Source organism: Streptomyces sp. NPDC005533, assembly GCF_042871845.1.
GTDB lineage: Bacteria > Actinomycetota > Actinomycetes > Streptomycetales > Streptomycetaceae > Streptomyces.
On sequence record NZ_JBIAJH010000016.1, the window covers coordinates 82,173 to 106,388 of the forward strand.

A 24,216-nucleotide genomic window follows, 5' to 3' on the forward strand; every position below is an offset into this window, starting at 1 on the left:
CAGCGGGGGCGGCTGCGGTACGCCTTCGGCAGATATCTCGATGTCGAGATAACTCTAGTACATGTACGGCTCCGGGGACGAGGCGCGCACCCGCGGACCGGCCTCGACGTGCCCGCGACCTGCCGTCGGGCTGTCGCCGAGGGGGTGCCGAGGGGGCGCCGACCGGCCGCCAGGGCCGCCGCCGCGCACCCCGGCCACCGACCCCGCCCCGCCATACGGGAGGGGCGGCGCCGACGATCCACTCACCCGTCTGCCCGGCCGGACCGGCGAGGCATCACGCGCAGATGAAGCGACTATGGGACCTGACGGTCAATAACCCCCAAATCGCCCATCTGACACACCCATCTGGCATACCCAGCGCGGGAGTCATCTCATATCTGAGATAACGTGCCCCCATGGCAGACGACTACCTCGTACGCATCGGCAAGCTCATCCGTGACGCCCGTCAACACCGGGGCTGGACACAGAGTCAGCTCGCCGAAGCACTCGGCACCAGCCAGAGTGCCGTGAACCGGATCGAGCGCGGCAACCAGAACATCAGCCTTGAGATGATCGCCCGCATCGGCGAAGCGCTCGACAGCGAGATCGTCTCCCTCGGCTACGCCGGCCCGATGCACCTGCGAGTGGTCGGCGGCCGCCGGCTGTCGGGCGCCATCGACGTCAAGACGAGCAAGAACGCGTGCGTCGCCCTCCTCTGCGGCTCGCTCCTGAACAAGGGCCGTACGGTACTGAGGCGGGTGGCCCGCATCGAGGAGGTCTACCGCCTCCTGGAGGTGCTCAACTCCATCGGCGTCCGCACCCGCTGGATCAACGACGGCGTCGACCTGGAGCTGATCCCGCCGGCCCGCCTCGACCTGGAGGCCATGGACGCCGACGCGGCGCGCCGGACCCGGAGCATCATCATGTTCCTGGGCCCGCTGCTGCACCGGATGGACAGCTTCCGCCTCCCGTACGCCGGCGGCTGCGACCTCGGCACGCGCACCGTCGAGCCGCACATGATCGCCCTGCGCCGCTTCGGCCTGGACATCACCGCGACCGAGGGCATCTACCACGCGAAGGTCGAGGCCGGGGTCTCCCCCGACCGCCCGATCGTCCTCACCGAGCGCGGGGACACGGTCACCGAGAACGCGCTGCTGGCCGCCGCCCGGCACGACGGCGTCACCGTCATCCGCAACGCCTCCTCCAACTACATGGTCCAGGACCTCTGCTTCTTCCTGGAGGCGCTGGGCGTCAGGGTCGAGGGCGTCGGCACGACCACCCTCACCGTCCACGGCGTCCCGAACATCGACGTGGACGTGGACTACTCCCCCTCCGAGGACCCGGTCGAGGCGATGAGCCTGCTCGCCGCGGCGGTCGTCACGGAGTCGGAGCTGACCATCCGCCGGGTGCCGATCGAGTTCATGGAGATCGAGCTCGCGGTACTGGAGGAGATGGGCCTCGACCACGACCGCTCGGCGGAGTACGTCGCGGACAACGGCCGCACCCGCCTGGTGGACCTCACCGTCCGCCCGTCCAAACTCGAAGCCCCGATCGACAAGATCCACCCGATGCCGTTCCCCGGGCTGAACATCGACAACGTCCCGTTCTTCGCGGCCATCGCCGCCGTCGCGCAGGGCCAGACCCTGATCCACGACTGGGTGTACGACAACCGCGCCATCTACCTGACCGACCTCAACCGCCTCGGCGGCCGCCTCCAACTCCTGGACCCCCACCGCGTCCTGGTGGAGGGCCCCACCCGCTGGCGCGCCGCGGAAATGATGTGCCCCCCGGCGCTCCGCCCCGCGGTGGTCGTCCTCCTCGCGATGATGGCCGCGGAGGGCACCTCGGTCCTGCGCAACGTCTACGTGATCAACCGCGGCTACGAGGAGCTCGCCGAACGCCTCAACTCGGTCGGCGCCCAGATCGAAATCTTCCGCGACATCTAGGAAGCAGGACAGAAGGTAACCAACCAGGCAGTGCGGACGTACTCAAATGGCCGCTGAACTGCCAAAGCGCTGCCGTCGCCGTGTGCAGGATGTGTGCAACGGATGACCCATTGACTGATGCCGCATCAGCCGCATGCGAAGGCCCCGGCACTCTTCACGGAGCGTGACGGGGCCTCAGTCTTTTGATCCACATTTACGCGAAGGGCGCGGCCAATGACCTCGTCCGGGATCTGACGAGGCGTTGGACGCTACGGCGCCCGAGGGGGCGCCAACGCAAAGGGGTCCGGGGTCCAGGGGGACGGGGTCGCACCCGTCCCCTTCCAAAAAGCTCGGCCCCCTGAGCAGCGGGGCGTCCTTCCCCTTGCTTCCTTCGCTGCTACCAACAGCTCCTCGTCCAGGAGTGCGGTTCAGCGACGGGAGTGCGACCGCCCGCCCGCAGCCGACCACGGACCACACGTCGAAGCCCCCGCCCCGGCACCGAGCCGGCCCGCGGGGCTTCGTCGTGTCCCAGCCCTCTACCGCCCGTTATGCATCTGAACCAACTTGCTTCAGAAAGGCATTCCGTGGCTCACCCGCAGAACCCGTACCAGCAGCCGAACCCGCAGTACCCGCAGCCGGGCATGCCGCCCATCATCATCAACAACTCCGCCGCCGCCTCGGCGTCGGCCGCAGCCGGGGGCTACGGGTGGCGCCCTCCCTACCGCCGTCAGTCTGTCGGCCTACACATCCTGCTGTTCATGTTCACCGTGGGCATCGGCAACATCGTCTACGCGATGAACGTCAACTCCTGGAACCGCCGACACGGCTACTGAGCTGCGGCTGAGGGCATGTTGAGCCCCCTCCCAGGCCAGTGGGGAGGGGGCTTTTCACGTCGGGATAGATCCCGACACCGATGAGGAGGGCTCTCCCACAGTGTGGGTAGAGGTAGAAACCGCCGACCCGGCGGGCGGAGCGCTCACTGGCTGAACATGGTCTCGGCCGCCCCTACACGGGGCGTCGTCATGCGCCGGGCCCGCATCGTCTCCGAGCCGGTGAGCGACTACATCGGCTGTGCGCGTCGGCGTTCGAGTCGGTGTGGGAGCGCGGGATCCCGCACGACCAGTACACCGGGGACGCTTGACCTCAGCGGCTGGCGGAGTCGGACACTACTGCGTCCGCATCGAGCTGTAGAGCTGTAGGCTGCCGCGAACTCCGGCGCGCGGGGCAGCCGCGCGGCGGGGCCCGCCGGCGGGTCGGGGGCATCACCGCCCCCTTGCCGCCGACCGCTGACGGGGAACACAAGTGGAACTTCCGCGCACTCGCACCCTGTCCGTGCTTGCGGTCCTCGGAGCGGGTGGAGTGATCGGCACGCTCGGTGCGCTCGCGGGCACGTTCGACGGGCCGGTTCCTCATGTCGTGAACCTCGTGTTCTCCGCGGGATGGTCGTGGGCGTGCTTCGCCTTCCTGATCGGGTACACCCGACCGTCGAAGACGGAGTCGGCCTGGCTGGCCTCTTCGGCCCTGGCCATCGGTGTGGCCGTGTACTACCTGCTCAAGTCCCTGAGTCCCGCGGCACCGATCGGAATGACGTCCGACGCGATGAGCAGCGACGGCGTGTCCTCCGGCATTCTGGTCTGGGGCGTGTGCGCCTTCGTGTTCGGAGCCCCGATGGGGCTCTTCGGGAATCTGGCACGGATCCCCGGAATCGGCGGACTGTCCTTCCGCCTCCTTGTTCCGCTCATCGCCTTCGTGGAGACCTCTGCCCGCCTGAAGGTGGAAGCGGACGCTGCGGGGCACTTCGTCGAGGTCACCTGGAGCACGATCCGCGTGATCGCCGTCCTCGGCGCCGTGGCTCTCGTCGCGCACACGGTGGGGCAGTGGACGCGCTCGGCCCGACGGTCCGGGACCCGGGCCTGAATTCAGGTCCGCAGGGCCCGGATCAGCCAGGGGTAGACCGGGATCAGGTCCGGTACGACCTGCCAGCCGTTGACGATCCACACCAGCCGCCAGTACCGGTCCACCAGGGGATCGTGCGCTTCCTCGAACTGCCGGGCCATCCACTCCCGGAACTCCCTGTCGGGGGTACGGGCGAAGACCTCGGCGAAACGGTGCACGAGGTCGTCGATGACGGCCGCGCCCCGCTCGCTCCGCGGGTCGGTGCCCGACTCCCTCTCCTCGGTGACCTTCTGGCGGGTGAACTCCATCAGTTCGTCGCCGGCCGCGCTCTCGATGTCGAGCGGGCGCCCGGCGGCCTGCCGTCCGGCCGTCCGGCGCATCCGGGCCCGGAAGTCCTCGTCGCCGACCAACTCGGCGAGTTCCACCCACGCGGCGACCTGCTCGCGGGACGGATCGTCGCAGAGGTCGGGAAGGGCCGCGCGGACCATGGCCGCCGCGGCGGGGTCGGCGTCCGCCGCGCCACTGGTCCCGAGGTCGCCGAGGTCCCCGAGGGTTCCCCGGGTCCCGAAGGTGCCCTCGATGAAATCGTCCGTCAGCCGGCGACGTTCCTCGCCGGACAACTGCGTGAGCCTGTGCATGAGTGTGATCTCCTCAGGGCCGGCCCCGCCTGCGGCGACGGCTCGCAGAACGCTCCGGCGCAGTTGCAGCACCCGGATCCGGGCGTCCATGGCGTCGGCGTGCACCGCGGCGACGTCCGCCACGGAAAGCTCCCGGTCCAGCACCCGTCGGATCGTGGCCAGGTCCACGTCCAGCTCGCGCAGGGTGCGCAGGAGTTCCAGGCGAAGCAGTGCGTCGAGGTCGTAGAGCCGGTAGCCGGCGGGGGTTCGAGTGGTCGGCGCCACCACCCCGGCATCGGAGTAGAACCGGATGGTCCGCACGGGCAGGCCCGTGCGCCGGGAGAGCTCGCCGATGGAGAAGAGGGTCGTGGCGTCCATGTCCCCCACTCTGCGGTCTCCAGTCACTGGAGACTCAAGGCGTTTGCCTGCCGGGCCGCCGCGACCGAGATTTCCTCGGCCTCATCTCCCGTACTACTCGGTACAAGTTTCAATCTTCTATACGCTCGCCGGGCCCACCACGTACCGCCAGAAGGACTCCACGTGACCTATGCCCCGCCGTACCCGCACCCGCAAGCGCCCGTACGGCGCTGGTGGCAGCACCCGGCACTGATCATCACCCTGCTGGTCCTCATACCGCCCGTCGGCATAGTCCTCGCGTGGCTCAGTCCGTGGAGCCGGGTGAAGAAGGTCGTCGCGACGGTGCTGGCGGGCCTGTGGTTCCTGACCCCGTTCCTGGGCGATTCGCCGAAGAAGGCCGAGACCGAGGCGAAGCCGAAGGCTGTCGCGGCCCCGAGCACGGCGCCCACGGCGGCTCCGAGCCCGAGCGGGCCGGCCAGCTACGTCGGCCAGAACCTCAAGCAGGCGAAGAGCGCCGCGTACGCGGCCGGGTACGAGTCGGTCTCGCACGACGCCGGCCCGGACGATGCCGGTCAGCTGGACACGGACAACTGGAAAATCTGCTTCCAGAGCGCGGCGGCGGCTCCCGCCGGGACGATGCCCACGCTCGACTTCGGCGTGGTGCGCAACGAGTGGCCGTGCCCGGCGAAGGACGGCGATCCGATCCCGTATCCGAAGATGCCGACGGTGGTCGGCCTCACCTTCACGAAGGCGTCCGAGGCCCTCAAGCCGATCGGCCTCAAGTCGGTCGATGCGCGCAGCGCGTACACCGACGTCCCCCTCCCGGCCGCCGTGGACGACTGGACCGTCTGCTTCCAAGACCCTGCCGAGGGCAAGGAGATCCGGGACCCGAAGGCCACCGGCGCCCACCTCACGGTCGTGGCGCCCGCCACCACGTGTCCCGCGGCGGAGGGCGGCAGGCTGCATCCGAAGCCCACCCCGCCGAGCAACGACGAAGACCCCGGCACCTCCTCCTCGGCCGGAACGTCCACGAGCTCCGGCGGCGGGGGTGGCAGCGTCTACTACAAGAACTGCACCGCCGCCCGGAGCGCCGGCGCCGCCCCGGTCCGGCGCGGGGACCCCGGTTACGGACGCCACTTGGACCGCGACGGCGACGGAGTCGGCTGCGAGTAGCCCGGGGTGACGGCCCGGCGGATGCCGCGTGCCCCCTCGTCCGGCGAGGGGGTCATCGCGGGATGGGCGGGGCCTCGGGGTCACGCCGTCGAACGACCTCGCGCCCGGCTACAGGGCGCCCCGCGCGGTTCCCGCCGGGCGGGGCTGGAGGATCGTGACGTCGGCGGGCTGGTCGCGCAGGGCGTCGAGTTCGGGTCCGAGCTTCGCCATCACCTCGCCGTTCGCGTGTGCGTCGAGGGCCGCCTGGTCGGCCCACTTCTCGATGATCACGATCGAGGTCCCGTCGGTGTGCAGCGCGTAGAGCTCGCAGCCGGGCTCGGCGTGGACGGCTTCGATGTGGCGGGCGTAGGTGGCCAGCGCTTCCTCCAGCAGCCCGGGCTTCGGGTGGACCACGGCGGTGACGACGACGGACATCGGGAACTCCTTCAACGAAGGCGACATGGGCGGGCTTTGGGCGTAACCGCCCGGCGTTCGCCAGCGTAGGTGATCTCGCGTCACCCGCCGTGTGCCGATCACCTGGTGGACCGCTCGGGGCCCCGGGCCCACGTCGCAATTCGGCCGGATGGGACGGAAGTCCTGGTCATACCTGCCGGGGGACCGGCAGAATCGGGCCTCCGGTACCGGACGAGGGAGCGGGCATGGCGGGTGGTGCGGACGCAGGGGCCGGTGCGGGGGCGGAGGTTCCCGAACTCGGCGGGGTCCCGCTGCTCGGGTCGCTCTTGGACCTGAAGTCGGACTCGCTCGGCACCTACCTGCGGGCGCAGCACCGGCACGGAGACCTCGTACGGGTCACCGCCGGCCCGCCCGGGATGAGGGCCGAGCTGTACTGCGTCTTCTCACCCGAGGGCGCCCAGCAGGTGCTCGCCTCCGACTCGGCCAACTTCCGCAAGGACAACGCCTTTTACCAGGAGGTCCGGGACTCCTTCGGCAACGGGCTGCTGACCAGCCAGGACGAGGACTACCTGCGTCAGCGCCGGCTGGTGCAGCCGCTCTTCACCCGGCGCCGGGTCGACGGCTACGCCGGAGCCGTCGCCGCCGAGACCACATCGGTCATCGCCGCGTGGGAGGAGGCCCTGGACGGCGTCGTCGACGTCTCCGACGAGATGACGCACCTGGCTCTGCGCGCCGTGGCCCGGATCCTCTTCGGCACCGACGTCGAGGCCACCGCGGAGGTCGTGGCCCGGTGCTTTCCGGTCATCACGGACTACGTGCTGCGCCGCGGCTACTCCCCCGCCAACATCCCTCGGCACTGGCCCACCCCGGGCAACAGGCGGGCGGCCGCCGCGATGGACGAGCTCTACGGGGTGTGCGACAAGATCATCGCTGAGCGGCGGGGCGGCCCCGGCGCGGACGCCGCCGGCCGGAACGCCGCCGGTCAGGACGGTGGCGGCGACGACCTCCTGTCGCTGCTCGCCGCCGCGAGGAGTTCGGACGACGGTGAGTTCGACGCCACCGAGCTGCGCGACCAGGTGCTGATCTTCCTGCTCGCCGGGCACGAGACGACCGCCACCTCCCTCTGCTTCGCCCTGCACCTGCTGGCACGCCATCCCGCGGAGCAGGCCCGGGCCCGCGACGAGATCTCCCGCGTCCTGGGCGACCGTACGCCCGAGGCCGCCGACCTGGACCGGCTCCCGTACCTCACCCGGGTGCTCAAGGAGGCCATGCGCCTGTACCCGGCCGCGCCCGTCATCGGCCGCAAGGCCGTCGTCGACACGAGGATCGGGGAGCACACCGTCCCCGCGGGCGCGGACGTGATCGTGGCGCCCTGGGTGACGCACCGCCATCCGCGGCACTGGCCGGATCCCGACCGTTTCGACCCCGAGCGGTTCACGCCGGAGGCGGAGGCGGCGCGGCCGCGCTACGCGTGGTTCCCCTTCGGCGGCGGCCCGCGCGCCTGCATCGGGCAGCACTTCTCGATGCTGGAGTCGGTGGTCGCACTGGCGATGATCCTGCGGGCGTACGCGTTCGAGGCCGTGGACACCGAGATCCCGGTGGGGGCCGGGATCACCCTGCGGGCGGACGGCCCGGTGCGCTGCCGGGTCCGTCGCCTGATACGGTAGCGACCGTTTGCCGCCAGGGCGGCCCCTGCGCGGATACGCACCGGATACGGCGCGGGGTATTCAGGTGCGATCGGCCGGAACGGGTCATAAGGTCGATGCCCGTGGAACCACTCAGTGAGAAACAGATCCGTGCGTCCTTCGTGAACTGCACCAAGGGCGAGGCCGCGCGACTGCGCCTGCCGCTCGACTTCGCCGAACTGCCGTGGGAAGACCTGGACTTCCTGGGATGGGTGGATCCGGGTGCGCCCCTGCGGGCCCACCTCGTGCTGCCGCGGCAGGCGGGGCCGCTGGGGATCTCCCTACGCGTACCGGCCGTGAGCCGTACCAGTGCGCTGAAGTCCAGCCTGTGCCAGATCTGCCTGACGGGTCACGCGTCCTCGGGGGTCACCCTGCTCGCCGCGCCCCTGGCGGGCGCCCGCGGCCGCGAGGGCAACACGGTCGGCACCTACATCTGCGCCGACCTCGCCTGCTCCCTGTACGTACGCGGCAAGCGGCAGCCGAAGCTGCGGACCGGTGGCCAGGAGGAGTCCCTGACCCTGGACGAACGCCTCGCCCGCATGTCGGGCAACCTGGACGCCTTCGCGGCCCGCGTCACCGGCGCCGGAGTCCCCACGGTGTGACCCCGGCGGCCCCGCCGGGACCCCCGGAGGAGCCTCCGGAGCGCCGAGCGGTCAGGCCAGTGCGGCCAGGTGGTCGGGGTGGTGGGTGGCGGCGTCGTGGGCGGCTTGGACGAAGGCGGCGACGGCCGCGGACCGCGAGGTCTCCGGCCAGGCGACCATGACCGCGCTCGGGCTGAGGTCGGTGACCGGCCGGTACGCGATGTCCGGGCGCTGGTGCCGCTCGGTGGTGGAGCGTGACAGGAACGCCACCGCCTGCCCCAGCGCGACCACCTCCAGGAGTTGCTCGACGCCGGCCACGAGCGGCCCCTCCGGGGTGTCGGCCGGCGCGGAGCCCGGGTGGCCGTCGCCCGCCTCCGCTCCGTCGCAGCCCGTGTAGTAGGCGGTGGCGGAGGGGGCGGCGCCCTTCCAGCGCGGGATCGGTTCGCCCTTGAGGTCGCTCAGCCGCAGGCGCCGGCGTCCGGCCAGGCGATGCGCGGCGGGAAGGACGGCCAGGCGCGGCTCGACCACGAGTGTCTGGGAATCCAGTCCTTGAGCGTCGAACGGGCTGCGCAGCAGCGCTACGTCGGCACGGCCGTCCCGCAGCATGGCGATCGGCTCTCCGCTGCCGCCGACGACGACTTCGGGCGGCGGCAGATGCGAACCCGCTGCCCGGTAGGCGGCGAGGACCTCCCGCAGCAGCCCGGCGTCGCCTCCCGGTTTGACGGCCACGACGAGCTGGGGTGTCGGCTGGCCGGCCCGGCGTGCCCGCCGGCCTGCGGCGTGCACCGCGTCGACCGCGATCCGGGCCTGGTCGAGCAGCACCCGACCGGCGTGGGTCAGCCTCACCTGCCGGGTGGTGCGCTCCAGCAGGCGCACCCCGAGCCGGGACTCCATCTGAGCGATCGCCTTCGACAGCGGGGGCTGCGCCATCCCCAGGCGCCCGGCGGCCCGGCTGAAGTTCAGTTCCTCCGCGACCGCGATGAAGTACCTCAGCTCCCGCACCTCCAACTCACTCATATCCGTGGACTATAGATCCAAAGCCTTCCGGTCTTTCCCTGCGGCCCGTGGGTGAGGGGAGGCTGGGTGCCATGACGACTTCGCAGAAGACTGCTCTGATCACCGGCGCGAACAAGGGCATCGGCAAGGAGACGGCGCGCAGGCTCGCGGCCCTCGGCATCACCGTGCTGATCGGCGCCCGCGACGCCGAGCGTGGCGAGGCGGCGACCGAGGAGCTTCGCGCGGGCGGCGCCGACGTACGGTTCGTATCCCTGGACGTCACCGACGAGGCCTCGGTCCAGGCGGCCGCCCGGCACATCGACGCCACGTTCGGCCGCCTCGACATCCTCGTCAACAACGCCGCGATCGCCGCCGGACCGCAGCAGCCGAGTGAAACCCCGGCCGCTACCGTCCGGCAGGTCTACGAGACCAACGTGTTCGGCGTCATCGCGGTGACCCACGCCATGCTCCCCCTGCTGCGCCGCTCCCCCGCCGCACGCATCGTCAACATGTCCAGCGAACTCGGCTCCCTGACCCACCTGGCCGACCCGGGCAGCCCCTGGACCGCCTACTCCTCGATCCTCCTGCCCTACTGCACCTCGAAGAGCGCGCTGAACGCGATCACCGTGCTCTACGCCAATGAGCTGCGCGCCGAAGGGATCCTGGTCAACGCGGTGAGTCCCGGCTACTGCGCGACCGATCTCAACCGCCACACCGGGATGCGCACGGCGCAGGAGGGCGCGGCCGTGGCGGTCGACCTGGCGACGGCGGGCGAGGACGGCCCGACGGGCGCGCTTTTGGCCGAGGACGGGCCGATCCCGTGGTGAGCCGTGCCGCGCCGGCACCGCCCTGAGCAGGCGCTGATCCCCGAGGGCGGGCCGTTTCCGGGAGAGACAACCTAAGTGCGGTCCGCCGCCGGGGTGTGGTTGCCCTGGAGGCGTTCGAGGTCCGAGGGGCGCACCTGGATGGCGAACAGCGCGATCGCCGCTCCGACCAGGGTGAACATGGCCGCCACGACGAAGGCCGCGCTGATGCCGGAGGTGAGGATCTGGTCGCTCCACGGCTTCGGGACCTGGCCGGTCTGCTGGAAGGCCGCCCGCTGGGCGGGGGTGGCCGTGCTGAGGAAGCCGGCCACCTGGTCCTTCGCCTCGTTGCGGCTCGCCGTGCCGAAGACCGTCACCAGGATCGACAGGCCGAGGGAGCCGCCGACCTGCTGCATCGTGTTGAGCAGTCCGGACGCGGCTCCCGACTCGCGGTCGGGGACGTTGGACAGGGCCATCAGGGTCAGTGACACGAACTGGAGGCCCATGCCGAGGGCGAAGAGCAGCATCGGACCCAGGATGCTGCCCAGGTACGTCGAGTGGACGTCCGTCTGCGTCAGCCAGCCGAGCCCGGCCGCCGAGGACAGGGCGCCGCCGACCATGAACGGTTTGGGCCCGAACTTGGGGAGCAGCTGCGAGGTGAGGCCGGCGCCCAACGCGACCATCACGCTGACCGGGAGGAAGGCGAGGCCGGCCTGGATCGGGCTGAAGCCGAGCACGATCTGCACGAAGAGGGTCAGGAAGAAGAACATGCCGAAGATCGCGCAGGCGAGCATGAGCATGATGCCGTAGGTCCCGGCCCGGTTGCGGTCGGCGAACATGTGCAGCGGGGTGATGGGCTGGGGCGAGCGCCGCTCGTTCAGGATGAACAGGGTCAGCAGGACCACGGCGGCCCCGAAGGAGCCGAGGGTCACCGGGTCGCGCCAGCCCTCCTGGGAGGCCCTGATGAAGCCGTAGACCAGCGCGACCATGCCCACGGTGGACAGCAGCGCGCCGGCGAAGTCGAAGTGGCCGGGGTGGCGTTCGGACTCGCGCAGGACTTTCGTGGCCAGGACCGCGATGACGATGGCGATGGGGACGTTGACGAAGAGCACCCAGCGCCAGTCGAGCCATTCGACGAGGATGCCGCCCGCGAGCAGGCCGATGGCGCCGCCGGCCGCCGAGACGCCGGCGAACACGCCGAAGGCCCGGTTGCGGGCGGGGCCTTCGCGGAAGGTGGTGGTGATCAGCGCGAGGGAGGTCGGGGAGGCGATGGCGCCGCCGACGCCCTGGAGGGCGCGGGCCGCCATCAACTGGCCTTCGTTCTGGGCGAGTCCGCCGAGGAAGGAGGCCAGGCCGAACAGCAGGACACCGAAGATGAAGACCCGTTTGCGGCCGAGGATGTCGCCGGTGCGGCCGCCGAGGAGCAGCAGACCGCCGAAGGCGAGCGTGTAGGCGTTGACGACCCAGGAGAGGCTTTCGGTGGAGAAGCCGAGCGCGGTCTGGATGTGGGGCAGCGCGATGTTCACGATCGTGATGTCGAGCACCACCATCAGCTGACAGGAGGCGATGACGAACAGGGCGAGTCCGTTGCCGCTTCCTCGGACCTTGCCATCGGTCCCGTTGCTGCTCGGCGTTGCGTTCGGGTCCACCCTTTCGACGCTAAGCCCGCGCTCCTGGGGTCACCACTCGAACAGCCTAGTGGTAGTGACATTGCACATGTCACACTACGATCATGGATGACTTCCTCAGGCTCTCCGCGAGCACCGCCCGCTTCTCCTACGGAGCCCCGCGCGCGTTCTCCTTCGGCGACGACGGCCGGCTCCTCTGGTTCCTCCGCTCCACCGGCCCCACCGACGCCTTCGACAGCCTCTGGGTGCTCGACACCGCCACCGGCGCCGAGACCCGGCTCGCCGATCCGCGCGAGGTGTGTCCCGAGCCGGGGGCCCTCCCGGACGCCGAGCGCCGGCTGCGCGAGCGGACCCGGCTCGTCGCCGCCGGCATCGGCTCGTACGCCCTCTCCGCGGACGGCCGGCGCGCCGTCTTCGCACTGTACGGACGGCTCTACGGGGTCACCGCCGCCGCGGACGGCAAGCCCGAGGAGATCCCGGCCGCCGGACCCGTCGTGGACCCCCGGCCCAACGCCGACGGCTCGCGCACCGCGTACGTCACCGACGACGCCCTGTACGTCACCCCGGGCGGCCGGGTCAGCCCGGACGACGGGGCCCGCTGGGGCCTCGCCGAGTTCGTCGCCGCCGAGGAGCTGGGCCGCTCCCGGGGCCACTGGTGGTCCCCGGACGGAGTCACTCTGCTGGCCGCTCGGGTCGACGAATCCGCCCTCCAGCGGCGGTACTTCGCCGACCCGGCGCACCCCGAGCGACCCGCCGAGGACTTCGCCTATCCCGAGGCGGGCGGGCCCAACGCCGACGTCCAGCTGTGGGTGCTGCGCGAAGGCGGAGGCGAGGGCCAGGACTCGGGCGTTGGCTCGGCCGGGGCGCCGGCCCGGATCCGGCTCGACTGGGACGCCGAGACCTACCCCTACGTGTCCGACGCGGGCTGGGAGTCCGCCGGGGAGATCCTGCTGACCGTGCAGGACCGGCTCCAGCAGAACGTACTGCTGCTCTCCGCCGACCCGGCCACCGGCCGCACCACCGAACTGTCCCGCACCACGCACCCGCGGTGGGTGGACCCCGACCTGCCCGGTACCCCGGCCCGGCTGGCCGACGGGCGGATACTGACCGCCGCCGACACCGAGGGCGGCGTCGCCCGGGCCCTCGCGCTGGACGGCCGACTGATCACCGGGGACGGGATCCAGGTCCGGCGGGTGGCCGGGGTCCACCAGGACCGGTTGCTGATCGAAGCCGGTCTGCGCGACCCCGCCGAGCAGCAGGTGCTGTTGCTGGACCCGGACACCGGCGAGCTGACCCCCGTGGCCGACGGGCCCGGCGTGCACAGCGTCCAGGCCTCGGCCGGGTTCCTGCTGCTGACGTCGGCCGGCGCGGACGGGGTCCGGCGCACCCTGCGCACCCCCGACGGGCGGGAGTTCACCCCGGTCGACCTGTCGCAGCCGCTGCCCTACCGGCCGGCGCCCCTCCTGGAGCGGGTCACCGAGCACGGCGTCCCCACCGCCCTCGTACTGCCCCGCGACCACGTGCCCGGCCGGAAGCTGCCCGTCCTGATGGACAGTTACGGCGGCCCCGGCATGCAGGACATCACCGTCGACGCGCGCCGCTGGCAGCTCCGCCAGTGGTGGGCCGACCAGGGCTTCGCGGTGGTGACCGTGGACAACCGCGGGACCCCGAACGTCTCCCCCGCCCACGTCCAGGCGATGTACCGCGGCTTCTCCGAGGTCACCCTCGAGGACCAGGTCGCGGCCCTCCACGCCCTCGCGGCCCGCCACGGGGACCTGGACCTCGGCCGGGTGGGGGTGCGCGGCTGGTCGTACGGCGGCTACCTCGCGGCCATGGCGGTGCTGCGCCGGCCGGACGTCTTCCACGCGGCGGCGGCCGGCGCCGCGCCGACCGACTTCCGGCACTACGACACCGCGTACACGGAGCGGTACCTCGGCCTCCCGCAGGAGCACCCGGACGTCTACGAGCGCGACTCCCTCATCCCCGACGCCCCCACGCTCTCCCGCCCGCTGCTGCTCATCACGGGCCTGGCCGACGACAACGTCCACCCCTCCCACACCCTGCGCCTCTCGCAGGCCCTGACCGACGCGGGCCGCCCCCACCAGCTCCTGGCCCTGCCGGGCATCACCCACATGACCCCGGGCGGCACCCGCGAGAAGCTGATGGCCCTGGAACTGCAGTTCTTCCGCCGCGAACTGGGCTGACGCGAACGGGCCGCCTACGGGCGCGGACAGCGGGAGGGGCCCCGGAGACGCCTTTGTCTCCGGGGCCCCTCCCCTTCCCCGGGTCCCCGTCAGTCGCCGGGGAAGTGGCAGGCCACCTCGCGGGAGGCGGCGGGCTGGAGCAGGGGGCGTTCGGTGCGGCAGATCGGCTGTGCCTTGGGGCAGCGGGGGTGGAAGGTGCAGCCGGGGGGTGGAGCGGCCGGGCTCGGCGGGTCGCCGAGCAGCACGATCCGCTCCCGCCGCCGTTCCGCCGCCGGGTCCGGCAGCGGGACGGCGGACAGCAGCGCCCGGGTGTACGGGTGCTGCGGGTTCTCGTACAGGGACTTCTTGTCCCCGATCTCGACGATCCGGCCGAGGTACATGACGGCGACCCGGTCGCTGACCCGCTTGACCACCGACAGGTCGTGGGCGATGAACACGTAGGCGAGGCCCAGTTCGGCGCGCAGCCGCTCCATCAGGTTGACGATCTGGGCCTGTACGGAGACGTCCAGCGCGGAGACCGGTTCGTCGGCGACGATCAGCCGGGGGCTGGTGGACAGCGAGCGGGCGATGCCGATGCGCTGGGCCTGGCCGCCGGAGAACTCGTGCGGGTAGCGGTCGATCTGCTCGGGGATCAGCCCGACGAGTTCCATCAGCTCGGCGGCCCGGCGGCGGGCGTCCGCCGCGCTCCAGCCCTGTACCAGCAGCGGGTCGGAGATGATCCGGGCGACGGTCTGGCGCGGGTTCAGCGAGGAGTGCGGGTCCTGGAAGACCATCTGGATGTGCTTGCGCAGCGGGCGCATGCCGGACGGGGAGAGGCGGCTGATGTCCTTGCCCTCGAAAGCGATCCGGCCCGAAGTGGGTTCCAGCAGCCTTACCAGCATCCGTCCGGTGGTGGACTTCCCGCAGCCCGACTCCCCCACCAGGCCGAGGGTCTCCCCGGCCGCCAGGTCGAAGGACACCCCGTCGACGGCGCGCACGGGCGCCCCCCGGCGCCCGGTCACGGATCGTCGGCCGGGGAAGGTCATGGTGAGGTCCCGTACGGACAGCAGAGCCGGGGAGCCCTCGCGAGCGGAGCCCATACGGGCGGCCCTCTCGTGTGCGGCGGTGTCGGTCATCGGGCCGCCTCCTCGGCGGTACGGGTCGGGGCCCCGGCGAAGTGGCAGGCGACCGTCCGTCCCGGTCCGTCCCCGTACGCCGCCGGCTCGGGCCGTACGTCGGTGCAGCGCGCGACCGCCCGGGGACAGCGCGGGGCGAAGGCACAGCCGGGGGCCGGTGTGAGCAGGGACGGCGGGGAGCCGGGGATGAAGGGCAGCGGCTCGTCGTCCGCGGTGTCGAGGCGGGGCAGCGAGTCGAGCAGGCCCCGCGTGTAGGGGTGGGCGGGGTCGGCGAACAGCGCCTCGGCCGTCGCCTGTTCGACGGCCCGGCCGCCGTACATGACCAGTACCTCGTGGGCGACGCGGGCGACGACGCCCAGGTCGTGGGTGATCATCACGACGCCGAGTCCGCGCTCCTGCTGGAGCCGGGCGATCAGTTCCAGGATCTGCGCCTGCACGGTGACGTCCAGGGCGGTGGTCGGTTCGTCGGCGATCAGCAGGTCGGGCTCGCAGGCCAGGGCCATGGCGATCATCGCCCGCTGTCGCATGCCGCCGGAGAACTGGTGCGGGTACTCCCGTGCGCGTCGGGCCGGTTCCGGGATGCCGACCTCGCCGAGCATGTCGACGGCCCGTTTGCGCGCGGCGGCCCGGCCGGCCTTGAAATGCACCCGGAAGTGCTCGGCGATCTGCTCGCCGACCGTGTAGTAGGGGTGCAGGCTGGAGAGCGGGTCCTGGAAGATCATGGCGATCCGGCGGCCGCGGACGCGGGAGAGTTCCCGCTCGGACAGGGTGGTCAGTTCCTGTCCGGACAGCCGCACGGAGCCGCCCACCTCGACCGTGCCCCGGTGCAGGCCCATGACGGCGAGCGAGGTGACGGACTTGCCCGAGCCCGATTCGCCGACGATGCCGAGGGTGCGTCCCGCCTCTACGGTGAAGCCGATCGAGTCGACGGCCCGTACCGTCCCGCGTTCGGTGGTGAACGTGACGCGCAGGTCGCGTACTTCGAGGAGCGGAGCGGTCATCAGTACCTCACTCTCGGGTCGATGACGGCGTACAGGACGTCGACCAGGAGGTTGGCGACGACGATGAAGAAGGCGGCGAGCAGGGTGACGCCGAGGACCACGGGCTGGTCGGAGTTGACGAGCGCGCCGTAGAACAGCCGCCCGATGCCGGGGAGTCCGAAGATGGACTCGGTGATGACGGCCCCGGCGAGCAGGCCGCCGAGGTCCATCCCGAAGATGGTGAGGATCGGGGTCATCCCGGAGCGAAGCCCGTGTTTGACGACGACGGTCCGTTCGGGCATGCCCTTGGCGCGGGCGGTGCGGATGTAGGGCTCGGCCATCGCCTCGATCATCGAGCCCCGGCTCTGACGTGCGTACATGGCGGCGTACAGCAGGGCGAGCGCGGTCCAGGGCAGGAGCAGGTTCGAGGCCCAGCCGAGCGGGTCGTCGGTGAGGGCCTGGTAGGTGGGGTAGGGCAGGAGGCCGGCGATGCGGATGACCCCGTAGATGAGCATCACCGAGGTGAAGTAGACGGGCAGCGAGGCGGCGGCGACCGCCCCGACCATCAGGGCCTTGTCGGTGGCGGTGTCCTTGCGCAGGGCGGCGGTGACGCCGGCGCCCAGCCCCAGGACGAGCCACAGCAGGGCGGCGCCGACGGCGAGGGAGGCGGAGACCGGGAGCCGGTCCATGAGCAGGTCCCACACGGGCAGGGAGTTCTCGTACGAGTAGCCCAGGCACGGGAAGTCGCAGGCGACGGCGTACTGGCCGGTGCCGAGGGTGCGGCCGGTGAAGATGCCGGTCAGGAAGTCGGCGAACTGCCGCCACAGGGGCTGGTCGAGGCCCAGGTACGTCCGTACGTCGGCCAGGCGCTCGGCGCTGCAGGTCTTTCCGCAGGCGGCCGCGGCCGGGTCGGCGGGCAGGACGTAGAAGATGAGGAAGGTGACGGCGGCGATGGCGAGGAGCACCCCGGCGAGGGCGAGCAGCCGGCGGGCGAGGTAGGCGATCACGTGCGGCCGCCCCTCGGGTCGAGGATGTCGCGCAGCGCGTCGCCGAGCAGGGTGAAGGCGAGGACGGCGAGGAAGAGGAAGACGCTGGGGATGACGAAGTACATGGGGTCGGTCTCGTAGTAGGCGACGGACTCGGCGATCATCTGGCCCCAGGACGGGGTGGGCGGGCGGACTCCGACGCCGAGGTAGCTCAGGGCGGCCTCGGTGCTGATCATCCCGGGGATGAGCAGGGTCGTGTAGGCGATGACCGGGCCCGAGACGCCCGGAAGGACGTCGCGGGTCAGGATCCGCCAGGGGCCGGCGCCGCCCACGCGGGCGGCGTCGACGTACTCGCGGTGCTTGAGGGAGAGGGTCTGGCCGCGGACGACGCGGGCGACGCCGGGCCAGCCGAAGACTCCGATGACGGAGGTCATGAGGACGATCCGGTTGACGTCCTTGGCCACGGACAGCATCGCGATCATGAAGATCAGCGAGGGGAAGGACATGGTGAGGTCCATGAGCCGGGACAGGACCGCGTCGGTGCGGCCGCCGAAGTAGCCGGCGGCGATCCCGGCGGCGGTGCCGACGACGACCACGATGGCGGTGGCGGCGAAGGCGATGAGCAGGGAGACCTGCGCGCCGTGGACCACGCGGGCGAACAGGTCGCGGCCGGTGACGGGTTCCACGCCGAGCCAGTGCTCGGGGCTGATCCCGCCGAAGGAGCCGAGGGGCTGGCCGCCGAGGTAGGGGTCGATGGCGGACTTGTCGAACTCCTCCGGGGACCAGCCGCCGAGGGCTCCCAGCCAGGGGGCGGTCGCGGCCATCAGGACGAAGAGGACGACGACGCAGAGGCTGACGCGGACGGCGGGGCGGCGGCGGAGCTCGCGCCGGGCGAGCTGCCAGGGGCTGCTGCCGGTGGCTGCCGCGGGCAGGGCCGCGGCGGTATCGGGGGGACGGGGGGCAACGGGGGTACGGGGGGCCTCGGGGGCCGGGGTCGTGCCGGGGGCCGGTGCGCTGCCGGCGGCGCGGGCGGCACCCGGCGTCGGGGGGTCGTCGGGACCCAGGGGTGCCCGGTCGTCCGGGACCGGTGCGGTGGTGGTCATGGCTGCGGGGATCCCTCGGGCCCTCAGCCCTGGCTCTTCGAGGGGTCCTTGAGGCCGACCGTCGCGTAGTCGATCTCGCCGGTCCACACGGGGTGGCCGAACGCGCCGGCGATGTTGGGGCCGACGAGCAGCGGCTTGCGCTCCAGCAGCACCGGGATGGACGGGGACTTCTTCATGAGTTCCGCGTCCAGGTCGATCCAGGCCTGGTTGGCCTGCTTCGCGTCGGCCATGTTGTTGATCTCGTCGATCCGCTTGATGGTCGCCTCGTCGCGGAACTGGCTGTAGTTGCCCTGGTTGCCCTTGGCCTTGATGGTGCGTCCGTCGAAGACGAAGGGGATCCAGGTGGAGCCGGACGGGTAGTCGGGGCACCAGCCGGTGAAGGTCATGTCGGGGGTGGTGGAGAGGTCGCCGATGACGTCGTAGTACGCGCCCGGGTCGACGGTGTCGATGACGACCTCGACGCCCGCGCGGGACAGGCCCTGCTGGATGGCCTCGGCGGCGCCCTTGTCGCCGGTGGAGACGGACAGGGAGACCTTGAGCTTCTCCTTGCCGGCGGCCTTCAGCAGTTCCTTGGCCTTGGCCGGGTCGCCGGCCGGGGCGATCTTCAGCGTGTCGGCCTGCTTGCCGCCGGTCAGGGCCGGGGGCAGGTAGGCGGTGGCGATCTCGTTGAGGGCCGGGCCGCCGCCGGCGGTGACCACGGCCTCCTTGTCGACGGCGTACTGCATGGCCTCGCGGACCTTGGGGTCGTCGAAGGGGGCGCGGGAGGTGTTGAGGTAGAGCATCTCGGTACAGCCCTTGGATTCCGCGATCAGGCGTGCCTTGACGTCCGGCTTGGGCAGCACCTTGGGGGCGCTCTCGGGGCGCATGTCGGCGTACTGGACGGTGGAGGCGTCGGCGCCGTCGCCGGCGATGATGCGGTCGTCGACCTGGCCGCCCTTGAGGCCCATGACGACGACGAACTTGTCGGGGTAGGCCTTGCGCACGGTGTCGGTCTTCGCGTCCCAGTGCTCGTTGCGGACCAGGACCAGCTTCTTGTCGCGGTCGTACGACTCGATCTTGTACGGGCCGGAGGAGAACGGGCGGGCGTCGTACTGGGTGCCCTTCTCCTGGGACTGGGGCACGGGCGAGAAGGTCGGCAGGGTGGCCGTGGCCGAGAACTCGGCGACCGGGCGCTTGAGTTCGAAGACGATCGTACGGTCGTCGGGGGTCTTCACCGAGTCCAGGTGCTGCCCCTGGAGGGGGCCCTTGTAGCTCTCGGTCCCGGCCAGGTACTGGGCCGCGTAGTCGGGGCCGCCGGTGAGGTCGGGGGCGAAGGAGCGCTCGACGTTGTACTTGACGTCCTGGGCCTTGACGGGGGTGCCGTCCTCGTACTTCACGCCCTCCTTGAGGGTGAAGGTCCAGGTGCGGCCGCCGTTGGAGGGGGTGCCGAGGTCGGTGGCGAGGTCGGGGACCAGCTCGCTGCCCGCCTTGCCGGGCTCGGCCTTGAAGGTGACGAGCGTGCGGTAGAGGAGGCGGGTGCCGAAGTCCATGGTCGGCATGACCCAGTTGCGGGCGGGGTCGAGGTGGGCGAAGTCCTGGTTGGACAGGACGGTGAGGGTGCCGCCCTTGACCGGGGTGCCGCCGAGGATCTTGCCGTCGTTGGCTGCGGCGGGGTTGGACGCGCCGTCGCCGGCGGAGCCCTTCCTGGTGTCGGAGCAGCCCGAGGCGCCGAGTGCGAGTGCTGCCACCAGGGCGGTGGCGAGGGCGAGTTGGGTGCGCTTGGTCATGGGTCACTCCAGTGAAGGGCCGCGCTCTAGGATGTGACCGGTAACATAGTAATGTGAAATTGTACTGACAAGAGGTTGAGCGGCCCGTTATCCAGCCGTGTCCAAATCCCGCCGCCCGGTGCGGTGTTGGGGGTGATCGGGCATACCCCGGGGAGGGGACCGGGCCCGGTGGGACGCCCTAGAGGCCGGAGCCGAGGCCGCCCGGGGTGCGGCCGACCGGCTCGTCGCGGCCCTGGGCCCAGAGCGAGCGGACGTGGCCGAGGTGGCGGACCATGCAGGCCTCGGCCGCCGCGGCGTCGCCGCTGATCATCAGGTCGAGCAGCTCGATGTGCTCCTCCGCCGAGGAGACGAGCTTGCCGGCCTCGTCCAGGCCGGTCAGCCCGTACAGCCGGGAGCGCTTGCGCAGGTCGCCGACGGTCTCGACGAGCCGGTCGTTGCCCGCGAGGCCGAGCAGCGTGAGGTGGAAGCGGCGGTCCGCCTCCAGGTAGCCGATGAGGTTGTGCTCGCGCGCGCTGGTGACGATCTCCTCCGCGATCGGCCGCAGCGCCTCCAGCTGCTCCGTCGTGGCGATCTTCGTGATCCGACCGATGGTCGGCACCTCGATCATCGTGCGCAGTTCGGTGAACTGGTCCAGGTCGCGCTCGCTGACCTCGGTGATCCGGAAGCCCTTGTTGCGGACCGGTTCGACCAGTCCCTCCCGGGCCAGGTCGAGCATGGCCTCGCGCACCGGGGTGGCCGAGACACCGAGTTCGGCCGCGAGGCCGGGGGCCGAGTAGACGCTGCCGGGGCGCAGCTCACCCGCTATCAGGGCGGCTCGGAGCGCGTGGCCGACCTGGTCGCGGAGCCGTTCCTGGGCCTTGATGAGACTGTGCTGCTTCAGGTCACCCATTGCATTTCCTCCGAGACCCCACCACCGACGCGCAGAGGAACAGCGTACAATGTCACGTTGCGCTGCTCACACTCCGGCGGCCTCCCACAACGCGACCGCCACGGCGAGATCTTCCCAGGCCATGCCCACGCTCTTGAAGAGCTGTGGACAACTCTGCGCTCCGCCCGCCGGCATCCGCCCCGCGACCAGGTCGGCGAGGGTGCCCGTGATGTGGCCGGGCCCGATCGCCCCCTCCGCCTCCGGGACCAGCAGGTCACCGGCCTCCCGCAGGGCCGCCGCGCGGGATTCCACGTACACGGCCGCGCGTCGCACGAGGGCCGTGTCCGTCTCCCGGGCGGTCGGCTCGTGCGAGCCCACGGCGACGACGGTGGCGCCCGGGCCGACGAGGCGCCCGTCGAAGAGCGGTTCCCGGGCGGTGGTGCAGCAGATCACCAGATCCGCGTCGGCCACCGCCTTCGGGGTGCCGGTCCGGGCGGGCACCCCCAGGCCGCGCGCGTGCTCCGCGAGCCGCTCCCCGCCCGCCGGGTCCCGGGCGACCACCACCGCCTCGGCCAACTCCCGGACCGAGAGCGCCGCTTCGAGGTGCCCGTACGCCTGGGGCCCGGAGCCGAAGAGCACCAGCCGCAGCGGCCGGCCGGCCGGAGCCAGGTGGCGCAGCGCGAGGGCGGAGACGGCAGGCGTGCGCAGGGTGGTCAGGGCGGCTCCGTCGAGCAGGGCCAGCGGACGCAGGGTGGGCCCGTCCAGCAGCAGGTAGGAGCCGGTGATCCGGGGCAGCCCGCGGGCCGGGTTGCCGGGCGCCACCCCGGCGATCTTCACCCCGGCGTACGCGCCGGACGCGGCCGGCATCAGCAGCAGTTCGCCGCCGGGTACGGCGAGCGCCGTACGCTGCGGACAGTTCTCGGGATCCAGCCCGGCCCGGAGGACCTCCGCCAGGGCATCCGCGGCCGCCGCCGGGGTCAGGAGCCCGGCCATGGCGCCGGCGCCCAACTGCGGGAGCCCGTCCGCAACCGGACCCGCCACGGCCCTGGCCGGCGCCGCGGCGGCCGGCGCGGCCGGGGCCGGTCCTGCAGACCTCCCCACATCGGACCTCCCCACATCGGACCGCCTCACCATGGGAATCCCGTCCCCAACGCGTCGTGCGGGTCGAGCACGAAGGCGTGTTCGCCGGTGCGGTGGGCGCTGCCGGTGACCTCGGTGACCCCGCCGTCCAGCATCCGTCCGGTGAACATCGTGCCGGTGACCGACTCGCTCAGCAGGTCCTCGCCGGGGCCGAGCCGCCCGTCCTCCGCGAGCAGCGCGAGCCGCGTCGAGGTGCCGGAGCCGCAGGGCGAGCGGTCGACCTGGCCGTCGGCGAACACGGTGACGTTGCGCTGGTGCGGCCCGAACGGGGTGTCCGGGAGCTCCTCGTGGAGGACCACCCCGTACACCCCGGACAGCAGCGGGCCGTCGGGGTGCCAGGTGGCGGGGTGCGTGGCGAGCGCGGCCCGGATCTCCCGGCCGGCCCGCACCAGCGCGGGCAGAGAGGACCGGGAGACGTCCAGGCCGAGGTCGCGGGCGCGGACGGAGGCGTAGCAGGCCCCGGCGTGCGCGATGTCCACCTCGGCGAGGCCGAGGGTGGTGGCGACGGGGACCTTGCGGGCGCCCACCCGGGCCGGCACGTTGCGGAAGGTGACCCCGGTGGTGCGGCCGCCGTCCCGGTGCACGGTCGCGGTGACCCGCCCGGAGGGTACGTCGATGCGCACCTGGACCTCGCCGTGGTCCGGGGCGGCGACCCGGCCGGTGTCCACGGCCCAGGCCCCGAGGGCCATCGTGCCGTGGCCGCACGCGGTGGAGTAGCCGTCCTTGTGCCAGAACAGCACGCCGAAGTGGGCCCCGTCGTCGTCGGCCGGGACCACGAACCCCCCGTACATCCCGGCGTGTCCGCGCGGCTCCTGCACGAGCAGGCGCCGTACGTCGTCGAGCGCGCCCCGGCGCGGGGCGGTCCCCGAGCCTCCCGGGCCGATGGCGGTGGCGCAGCGCTCGGCCACGGTGTCACCGGGCACCGCCGGGCCCTGCGCACCGCAGTCGACGATCCGGAACGGCTCGCCGGCGGTGTGGTAGTCCACCGTACGGACGGTGATCACAGGAGGAAGCCTCCGGGAAAGGGGTCGGACGGGTCGAGGAAGTACTGGGCGGTGCCGGTGATCCAGGCCCGGCCGGTGACCGTGGGCACCACGGCCGGGAGCCCGCCGACGGTGGTCTCCGCGACCAGCCGCCCCGTGAACTCGGTCCCGATGAAGGACTCGTTGACGAAGTCAGCGCCGAGCCCCAGGAGGCCGCGGGCGTGCAGCTGGGCCATCCGCGCGCTGGTGCCCGTACCACAGGGCGAGCGGTCGAACCAGCCCGGGTGGATGGCCATGGCGTGCCGGGAGCGGCGGGCGTCGGAGCCGGGGGCGGCGAGGTAGACGTGTTTGACCCCGGCGATGGAGGGGTTCTCGGGGTGGACGGGCCTGTCGTCGCCCGCGTTGATCGCGTCCATGACCGCGAGTCCGGAGGCGAGCAGGTCGTCCTTGCGGGCGCGGTCGAAGGGGAGGTCGAGGGCGTCGAGTTCGACGAAGGCGTAGAAGTTGCCGCCGTAGGCCAGGTCGTAGGTGACCGTGCCGAAGCCGGGGACCTCGGTCTTGAGGTCGAGGCCGACGCTGAAGGAGGGGACGTTGGTGAGGGTGACGGCGGTGGCCGCACCGTCCTCGACGCGGACGTCGACGCTCACCAGTCCGGCGGGGGTGTCGAGCCGGACGGTGGTGACCGGCTCGACGACGGGCACCATGCCGGTCTCGACGAGGACGGTGGCGACACCGATGGTGCCGTGCCCGCACATGGGGAGCAGGCCGGACACCTCGATGTAGAGGACGCCGAAGTCGGCGTCGGGGCGGGTGGGGGGCTGCAGGATGGCGCCGCTCATCGCGGAGTGCCCGCGCGGTTCGTACATGAGCAGGGTGCGGACGTGGTCCGTGTGCTCGATGAAGTGGAGCCGCTTCTCGGCCATGGTGGCGCCGGGGATCACCCCGACTCCCCCGGTGATCACCCGGGTCGGCATGCCCTCGGTGTGCGAGTCCACCGCGTGGTAGACGTGGCGCGTACGCATCTGGCGTCCCCTCCGG

22 protein-coding genes are annotated in these 24,216 nt (G+C 71.8%); 9 read left to right on the forward strand and 13 right to left on the reverse strand.

Translation table 11 applies throughout. From position 1 onward, the window contains the following. Positions 1-395: 395 nt before the first annotated feature. The 4 genes from ACFYP3_RS18330 (at position 396) to ACFYP3_RS18345 (ending at position 3,821) form a co-directional block, all read left to right on the forward strand. Positions 396-1,925 carry a helix-turn-helix domain-containing protein gene (locus tag ACFYP3_RS18330; protein ID WP_388833200.1) on the forward strand — a complete coding sequence of 510 codons (1,530 nt, stop codon included), beginning with the start codon at positions 396-398 and terminating at the stop codon, positions 1,923-1,925. Between the two features lie 563 nt (positions 1,926-2,488). Then, positions 2,489-2,737, forward strand: coding sequence for a hypothetical protein (locus ACFYP3_RS18335; protein WP_388833203.1), 249 nt, complete (start codon positions 2,489-2,491; stop codon positions 2,735-2,737). 156 nt (positions 2,738-2,893) lie between these two features. Further along, on the forward strand, positions 2,894-3,103 hold the full coding sequence (locus tag ACFYP3_RS18340) for a DUF6879 family protein (protein ID WP_388833206.1): 210 nt from the start codon (positions 2,894-2,896) through the stop codon (positions 3,101-3,103). Positions 3,104-3,263: 160 nt separating this feature from the next. After that, a complete protein-coding gene (locus tag ACFYP3_RS18345; protein ID WP_388833208.1) occupies positions 3,264-3,821 on the forward strand; it encodes a hypothetical protein in 558 nt (185 codons plus the stop codon). A 2-nt stretch (positions 3,822-3,823) separates the two neighbouring features. On the opposite strand, the gene ACFYP3_RS18350 is transcribed toward ACFYP3_RS18345, so the two are convergent. Continuing rightward, positions 3,824-4,795 carry a MerR family transcriptional regulator gene (locus tag ACFYP3_RS18350; RefSeq protein WP_388833211.1) on the reverse strand — a complete coding sequence of 324 codons (972 nt, stop codon included), beginning with the start codon at positions 4,793-4,795 and terminating at the stop codon, positions 3,824-3,826. Between the two features lie 162 nt (positions 4,796-4,957). On the opposite strand from ACFYP3_RS18350, the gene ACFYP3_RS18355 reads away from it, so the two are divergent. Next, positions 4,958-5,947: an excalibur calcium-binding domain-containing protein gene (locus ACFYP3_RS18355; RefSeq protein WP_388833214.1), complete on the forward strand. Its 990-nt coding sequence runs from the start codon at positions 4,958-4,960 to the stop codon at positions 5,945-5,947. A 108-nt stretch (positions 5,948-6,055) separates the two neighbouring features. Here the strand turns inward: ACFYP3_RS18355 and ACFYP3_RS18360 are convergent, their stop codons facing one another. Then, entirely contained in the window at positions 6,056-6,361 is a 306-nt protein-coding gene (locus ACFYP3_RS18360) for a putative quinol monooxygenase (protein WP_388833217.1), read from the reverse strand. A gap of 224 nt (positions 6,362-6,585) precedes the next feature. On the opposite strand from ACFYP3_RS18360, the gene ACFYP3_RS18365 reads away from it, so the two are divergent. Both ACFYP3_RS18365 and ACFYP3_RS18370 read left to right on the forward strand, forming a co-directional pair. Continuing rightward, a complete protein-coding gene (locus ACFYP3_RS18365; protein WP_388833220.1) occupies positions 6,586-8,007 on the forward strand; it encodes a cytochrome P450 in 1,422 nt (473 codons plus the stop codon). A 101-nt stretch (positions 8,008-8,108) separates the two neighbouring features. Beyond that, positions 8,109-8,627: an FBP domain-containing protein gene (locus tag ACFYP3_RS18370; RefSeq protein ID WP_388833223.1), complete on the forward strand. Its 519-nt coding sequence runs from the start codon at positions 8,109-8,111 to the stop codon at positions 8,625-8,627. Between the two features lie 51 nt (positions 8,628-8,678). Here ACFYP3_RS18370 and ACFYP3_RS18375 read toward each other — a convergent pair whose 3' ends face one another. Continuing rightward, positions 8,679-9,623 carry a LysR family transcriptional regulator gene (locus ACFYP3_RS18375; protein ID WP_388833226.1) on the reverse strand — a complete coding sequence of 315 codons (945 nt, stop codon included), beginning with the start codon at positions 9,621-9,623 and terminating at the stop codon, positions 8,679-8,681. Positions 9,624-9,694: 71 nt separating this feature from the next. Here ACFYP3_RS18375 and ACFYP3_RS18380 point away from each other — a divergent pair, with 71 nt between their 5' ends. Next, entirely contained in the window at positions 9,695-10,429 is a 735-nt protein-coding gene (locus ACFYP3_RS18380; RefSeq protein WP_388833228.1) for an SDR family oxidoreductase, read from the forward strand. Between the two features lie 71 nt (positions 10,430-10,500). Here the strand turns inward: ACFYP3_RS18380 and ACFYP3_RS18385 are convergent, their stop codons facing one another. After that, positions 10,501-12,054 (reverse strand): MFS transporter, encoded by a 1,554-nt coding sequence (locus ACFYP3_RS18385; protein WP_388833231.1) that lies wholly within the window; start codon positions 12,052-12,054, stop codon positions 10,501-10,503. A gap of 83 nt (positions 12,055-12,137) precedes the next feature. Between ACFYP3_RS18385 and ACFYP3_RS18390 the strand changes: the two genes are divergently transcribed. Continuing rightward, entirely contained in the window at positions 12,138-14,237 is a 2,100-nt protein-coding gene (locus tag ACFYP3_RS18390; RefSeq protein WP_388833233.1) for a prolyl oligopeptidase family serine peptidase, read from the forward strand. A gap of 89 nt (positions 14,238-14,326) precedes the next feature. On the opposite strand, the gene ACFYP3_RS18395 is transcribed toward ACFYP3_RS18390, so the two are convergent. The 9 genes from ACFYP3_RS18395 to ACFYP3_RS18435 all read right to left on the reverse strand — a co-directional run bounded on the left by ACFYP3_RS18395 (position 14,327) and on the right by ACFYP3_RS18435 (position 24,200). Continuing rightward, positions 14,327-15,352, reverse strand: a complete 1,026-nt coding sequence (locus ACFYP3_RS18395) for an ABC transporter ATP-binding protein (protein WP_388833236.1) — start codon at positions 15,350-15,352, stop codon at positions 14,327-14,329. Beyond that, the gene (locus ACFYP3_RS18400; RefSeq protein ID WP_388833238.1) at positions 15,349-16,353 is read right to left on the reverse strand and encodes an ABC transporter ATP-binding protein; all 1,005 of its coding nucleotides are present in this window, start codon (positions 16,351-16,353) and stop codon (positions 15,349-15,351) included. The genes ACFYP3_RS18395 and ACFYP3_RS18400 overlap by 4 nt, the downstream gene beginning before the upstream one ends. Then, on the reverse strand, positions 16,353-17,339 hold the full coding sequence (locus tag ACFYP3_RS18405; protein WP_388833240.1) for an ABC transporter permease: 987 nt from the start codon (positions 17,337-17,339) through the stop codon (positions 16,353-16,355). The genes ACFYP3_RS18400 and ACFYP3_RS18405 overlap by 1 nt, the downstream gene beginning before the upstream one ends. Next, entirely contained in the window at positions 17,336-18,421 is a 1,086-nt protein-coding gene (locus tag ACFYP3_RS18410; RefSeq protein ID WP_388833243.1) for an ABC transporter permease, read from the reverse strand. Before ACFYP3_RS18410 ends, ACFYP3_RS18405 begins: the two co-directional genes overlap by 4 nt. Before the next feature lie 23 nt (positions 18,422-18,444). After that, complete coding sequence (locus ACFYP3_RS18415) at positions 18,445-20,187, reverse strand: ABC transporter substrate-binding protein (protein ID WP_388833246.1); 1,743 nt, start codon at positions 20,185-20,187, stop codon at positions 18,445-18,447. Positions 20,188-20,365: 178 nt separating this feature from the next. Next, a complete protein-coding gene (locus ACFYP3_RS18420) occupies positions 20,366-21,076 on the reverse strand; it encodes a GntR family transcriptional regulator (protein ID WP_319725896.1) in 711 nt (236 codons plus the stop codon). A gap of 66 nt (positions 21,077-21,142) precedes the next feature. Further along, positions 21,143-22,048 (reverse strand): ornithine cyclodeaminase family protein, encoded by a 906-nt coding sequence (locus ACFYP3_RS18425; RefSeq protein ID WP_388833406.1) that lies wholly within the window; start codon positions 22,046-22,048, stop codon positions 21,143-21,145. Positions 22,049-22,182: 134 nt separating this feature from the next. After that, the gene (locus tag ACFYP3_RS18430) at positions 22,183-23,199 is read right to left on the reverse strand and encodes a proline racemase family protein (protein ID WP_388833249.1); all 1,017 of its coding nucleotides are present in this window, start codon (positions 23,197-23,199) and stop codon (positions 22,183-22,185) included. Next, the gene (locus ACFYP3_RS18435; protein WP_388833252.1) at positions 23,196-24,200 is read right to left on the reverse strand and encodes a proline racemase family protein; all 1,005 of its coding nucleotides are present in this window, start codon (positions 24,198-24,200) and stop codon (positions 23,196-23,198) included. Before ACFYP3_RS18435 ends, ACFYP3_RS18430 begins: the two co-directional genes overlap by 4 nt. Positions 24,201-24,216: the final 16 nt, after the last annotated feature.